The organism is Frankia gtarii (assembly GCF_025403375.1).
GTDB lineage: Bacteria > Actinomycetota > Actinomycetes > Frankiales > Frankiaceae > Frankia > Frankia gtarii.
The window spans coordinates 1-3,049 of record NZ_JAMPTM010000450.1 but is presented as its reverse complement, the minus strand read 5'-3'; the positions used below and the strand labels follow the sequence as shown (position 1 = coordinate 3,049).

Below are 3,049 nucleotides of genomic sequence, written 5' to 3'. Positions count from 1 at the left end.
GCCTGGAAGGGGGGGAGCACCTCCGGATCAGCCTGGGGCAGTTCCGTGCCGGCGACCAGCACCTCGAGGCCCGGGACGGTGGCTGCGACGTCGGCGGCCAGCGCCGGGTAGTCGGTGCCCCGCCACCCCCCGGGGACGATGAGCAGCCGGGTGCAGGCCTGCCGGGCGATGAACGTCATCTCCCGCTGCCGGTAGACCGGCAGCATGGGGTTCTGCACTGCGCCCAGCCGGGCGAGCGCCCCAGCGAGCACCAGCGCGTCGATCCGGGTGGGGAACTGCCACGAGACGACGGTGCCCTCCCCGATCCCCAGCCCGTGCAGCCCGGCGGCGACCCGCTCGGCCCGGTCTCGATACTCCCGGAAGGTCAGGCTCGTGCCGCGGTCATCGACAGCAGTCGTCCCGTCGGGGCTGGTCTCGGCCCGCCGCTCGATCAGCTGCCACAGTGTCGGTGCCTCGATCCCGTCCCAGGACCGGCCCTGATCGCCTCGTTGGACGGTCACCCGCGGCTCCTTGTCGCCGTGTGGGGATGTTATGCCTATGTAATAAATATCGTATATTGATTGCCTCTGCGAGTGGCTTCGCTGGCGGGGCACGGGCTGCTTCACTCGCTGCCCGCTGCTCCCGAGAGGGGAACGATGGTCGGGTGAAGGAGCTTGCCGGACGGATGCAGCGGCTCGATCCGGACGCCGGTGCCGCGCTGCAGGTGATCTCCTATTTTGATCGGCTGGTCGAAGGCCGGGCGGGACTGGCCACCGTCGTGCGCGGTGCCGCGGTGCTCGCCGGATGCCCCGCCCGCTTCGTCCATGCCGGGTATCACCTGCACATCGAGGTGGAGCCGGACGGCACGCGCCGGCCGGCGGGCACTGCGGGCACCGCGGGCACCGCGGTCGATCCCGGGTGGCTGGGCGCCTCCCTCGTCAGCGGCGGCCCCCGGGTTCTCTGGCTGGAACGTTGCGGGCCAGCGGGTCCGGTCGACGCGATGGTGCTGGAGCGGGCGATGGCGGCCGCCCGGGTGGTCCTTGAACGGACCAGGGGAGGGCCGTCGGAGGGGTTCTCCGGACCGGGAGCGGCGGCTGCCGACCCGGCCCTGGTCGAGGTGGTGATCGACGCGGCGGCACCGGAGCAGATCCGGCTGCGGGCGGCTCGCCGGCTCGGGCTGGACGAGACGGTTGCGGCCCGCGCCCTGGCGCTGGCGGATGGCCCGCGGGAGGTCAGGGCGCGGGTCGAGGCCGTCGCAGGGTCCGCTGCCAGCCGTCGTCCCGGTGATCGGCGGATCGGCGTGGGACCGGCCATGGCGGTGCTCGAGCTACCCAACTCCTGGGCTGCGGCCCGGACCGCGTTGCGGCTCACCGCCGACGGCACAGCCCTGGACCCGGGTCCTCGGGTGGTGTGTGCGGATCAGATGGGGGGTCTGGCCGTCCTGGCCGCCGCGATCGGTCCCGAGACGCCACTTGACGCGGATGTCCAGGCGCTGAGGGCGGCGGGGTTCGTCGCGCCCTGGGCGTGGAGCGCCCTCGAGGCGATGGCCGCCAGCCCCAGCCTGCGCACGGCCGCCGCGGCCCTCACCGTGCACCATTCCACGCTGCAGGATCGGCTTGCGCTGGCCGAGAGCGCTCTCGGTTGGACTGTTCACGACCCGCAGGGACGCCTTCGTCTCCAGCTCGCGTTCGCGATGCACCGCCTGCACCGCAACCCGCCGTCCTGATGCCGAGGGGAGGACGCTCAGACCGTGGAGCACGGTAGGTACCCGCACATCTCGTCACCTCCCCCGGGCGCCCGGACCACACCCATCAGGCGAGGAGCTGGCGGGCCATGACCATGCGCTGGATCTGGTTGGTGCCCTCGTAGATCTGGGTGATCTTGGCGTCGCGCATCATGCGTTCGACGGGGAAGTCGCGGGTGTAGCCGGCGCCGCCGAAGAGCTGGACGGCGTCGGTGGTGACTTCCATGGCGACGTCGGAGGCGAAGCACTTGGCGGCGGCGGAGACGAAGCCGAGGTTCGGTTCGCCGCGTTCGGCCCGGGCGGCGGAGACGTAGACGAGGTGCCGGGCGGCTTCGATCTTCATGCCCATGTCGGCGAGCATGAACTGGACGGCCTGGTTGTCGGCGATCGCTCGGCCGAACTGGCGGCGCTGCTTGACGTAGGCGATGGCGGCGTCGAGGGCGCCCTGGGCGATGCCGACGGCCTGCGCGCCGATGGTCGGGCGGGTGTGGTCGAGGGTGGCCAGGGCTGTGCGCAGGCCGGTGCCAGGCTCGCCGATGATCCGGTTGCCGGGAATGCGGCAGTTCACCAGGTGGATCTCCCGGGTGGGGGAGCCCTTGATGCCGAGCTTGCGTTCCTTCGAACCGACCTCGAAGCCGGGATCGTCGCGGTGCACGACGAAGGCGGAGATGCCGTCGACCTTCTTCGCCGCGTCCGGGTCGGTCACGGCCATCACGGTGTACCAGGTGGACGCGCCGGCGTTGGTGATCCAGGTCTTGGTGCCGTTGAGTGTCCAGCCGTCACCGTCGCGTTCGGCGCGAGTCCGCATCGAGGCCGTGTCGGAGCCGGCCTCCCGTTCGGACAACGCGTAGGAGATCAGTGCCTCGCCGCTCGCGATCGAGGGCAGCACCAGGCGCTTGAGCTCCTCGGAACCGGAGAGCAGGATCGGCATGCTGCCGAGCTTGTTCACGGCCGGGATCAGTGACGACGACGCGCAGGCCCGGGCGACCTCCTCGATGGCGATGCAGGTCGCGACCGAGTCGGCCCCCTGGCCGCCATAGGCCTCGGGCACGTGGACCGCGGCGAAACCGCTGCGGTTCAGCGCCTCGAGCGCCTCGTCGGGGAAGCGCTCCTGCTCGTCGACCGCGGCGGCGTGCGGGGCGATCTCCTTCTCGGCGAGAGCGCGCACGGCCTCCCGTAGCGCGGCGTGCTCCTCCGCGAGCTGGTAGAGGCTGAAGTTCGGGTCCATGGTCGTGTCCTTCGCGGGTCGACGGGCGCCGGATGGGCTGGTCCCACCCGGGGCACCGGTTCGGGTCGGGTCTGGACTGGTGATGACGGATGGGGGGC

At 71.7% G+C, this 3,049-nt stretch carries 3 protein-coding genes; 1 reads left to right on the top strand and 2 read right to left on the bottom strand.

Annotation, left to right across the window (positions count from 1 at the left end; translation table 11 throughout):
• Positions 1–500 (bottom strand): AMP-binding protein (locus NBZ83_RS31225; protein ID WP_261576419.1); only part of this gene is annotated, 500 nt, incomplete at its 3' end.
• A 143-nt stretch (positions 501–643) separates the two neighbouring features.
• Between NBZ83_RS31225 and NBZ83_RS33540 the strand changes: the two genes are divergently transcribed.
• Positions 644–1,705 carry a helix-turn-helix domain-containing protein gene (locus tag NBZ83_RS33540; protein ID WP_261576418.1) on the top strand — a complete coding sequence of 354 codons (1,062 nt, stop codon included), beginning with the start codon at positions 644–646 and terminating at the stop codon, positions 1,703–1,705.
• Between the two features lie 85 nt (positions 1,706–1,790).
• Here NBZ83_RS33540 and NBZ83_RS31215 read toward each other — a convergent pair whose 3' ends face one another.
• Positions 1,791–2,951 (bottom strand): acyl-CoA dehydrogenase family protein, encoded by a 1,161-nt coding sequence (locus NBZ83_RS31215; protein ID WP_261576417.1) that lies wholly within the window; start codon positions 2,949–2,951, stop codon positions 1,791–1,793.
• Between the last annotated feature and the right edge of the window lie 98 nt (positions 2,952–3,049).